We start from the raw sequence: 1,740 nt of genomic DNA on the forward strand, positions 1-1,740 counted from the left end.
CACCACGCCGGGATCGACGCCGAGGAAGAGCGCGAGCAGCACGAGCACGACGGTGCCGAGCCCGCCGCCCACCACCATCCGCCCGCCGCCGCGGCCGCCACGGAAGCCGCCGCCCCGGCGATCCTCGACATTGCTGCTTTCGCGTCCGTTCTCGAGCCGCATCGCTGGTCCTCCGGATCGGGTGGGGAACGTCGCGGGCGGCTTCGGGGTTGCGGCCCGTCAGCCGCCGCGGAGCAGCGCGGCGAGGGGCGCGGCGAGGCCGATCGTGTCGCGATTGACCGGGGCGGCGAAGCTGCCGGTCGCGGGCTTGGGCAGCTTCAGCGCGACCAGCGCCTCGGCCAGCTTCACCGCGCAGCCGATGCCGTCGAGCAGCGGCACCGGTGCGCGCGGCTGCAGCGCGCGATCCATGCCGGCCAGCACGGCGCCGGCGAGGATCACGGAATCGGCGCGGGCGGCGAGCTCCTCGATGCCGGCGAGGATCGGCGCATGCGCGGCGGCGGGATCGCGCAGCACCTCGGGCGGCGCGATCGGCAGGCCGAGCACCCCGGCGCAGCGGGTGGCGAGGCCGTGGCGGGCGACGAGTTCCTCGTAGGGCCCGGCATTGCCGAGGGTGAGCACGCCGAAGCGCGCGCCGACCAGGCAGGCGGTGAGGCAGGCGGCCTCAGTCATGCCGATCACCGGGCAGGGCATGAGCTGGCGGGCGGCTTCGAGCGCGGTGTCGTGGCTGACGGCAAGGACGACGGCGTCCACCCGGCCGGCATGCTCGGCGAGCAGTTGCAGCAGCGCATGGCCGGCGATGGCGTTCTCGGCCCGGGTCGAGATGGTCGCGGGGCCGAAGGCTGGGGTCGCGGGGATCACTTCCGTGCCCGGCGCAGCGGCGGCGCGCGCGGCGGCGGCGCAGAGCTGCGTGGTGGCTTCGGTGGTGTTGGCGTTGGCGACAAGGAGGCGCATGGGCGCAGCTTCGCGCCCTCCGCTCGGGCGCGCAACGTCGCTCAGCCGCCCACCATCCCCTGCCCCGGCGCGCCGGCGGCGGGTTCCTCGCCGATCGCGACGAGGCCGGCGGGCAGGGCGCGGGAGGTCGGCGTCAGCAGCAGCATGCGCAGCGCCTGGCGAGTGGCGTCGCCGGCCTCCGTCCCCTCCGCCCGCCGCTTCCAGACCTGGAGCGGGTTGAACAGCAGCACGTCGCCGGGCCGGACATCGAGCCGCGCGGCGAGGCCTGGCTCGGCGCAGACCGCGTCGAGCAGGTCGAGGGCTGCGACCTGCGCAGCCGTCAGGCGCGGCGTCTCGGGCAGGCGCTGCGCGGCCTCGACCGCATCGCGGGCGTAGCGGCCAACGAACGCGCCGGAGGCGATGGTGAACACCGGCAGTTCCGCCACGTCGGACGGGGCGCCGGGCGCCGTGCGCAGCAGCTGCGGCAGCGGCGCGTGCAGCGCCTCCAGCGCGGCGCGGTCGCGGGCCAGCAGCGCGTTGTGGACGGCGGCGGCGGAGACGAGCATCACCGGATCGGCGTCGGGCGGCTGGCGCAGGATGATGGTCGCGACGATGTCGGCCGCATCGGCGTGGAAGCGCCATCGCGCGCCGGCGGCGGGGGTGGTCACGCGCTGCACCGCCTCGCCGGCCGGGCCCTGCGGCACGGGGCGCCCGAGATGGGCGCCGAGGGCGAGCAGCACCGCCTCCGCCGCGTCCTCGCCTAGGCGATCCAGCGGCAGGCCGCGCAGCAGGCAGAAGCCCTGGCCGGAG

3 protein-coding genes are annotated in these 1,740 nt (G+C 76.7%); all 3 read right to left on the reverse strand.

The window, feature by feature from the left end:
• The coding region (locus L2I40_RS22750; protein ID WP_237217643.1) for a neutral zinc metallopeptidase at positions 1 to 162 on the reverse strand (162 nt) is incomplete at its 3' end.
• Positions 163 to 219: 57 nt separating this feature from the next.
• Entirely contained in the window at positions 220 to 951 is a 732-nt protein-coding gene (locus tag L2I40_RS22755; protein ID WP_237217639.1) for an aspartate/glutamate racemase family protein, read from the reverse strand.
• 41 nt (positions 952 to 992) lie between these two features.
• On the reverse strand, positions 993 to 1,740 hold a 748-nt coding region (locus tag L2I40_RS22760; protein WP_237217641.1), incomplete at its 5' end, for a TauD/TfdA family dioxygenase.

The organism is Falsiroseomonas oryziterrae (genome assembly GCF_021864505.1).
Lineage (GTDB): Bacteria > Pseudomonadota > Alphaproteobacteria > Acetobacterales > Acetobacteraceae > Falsiroseomonas > Falsiroseomonas oryziterrae.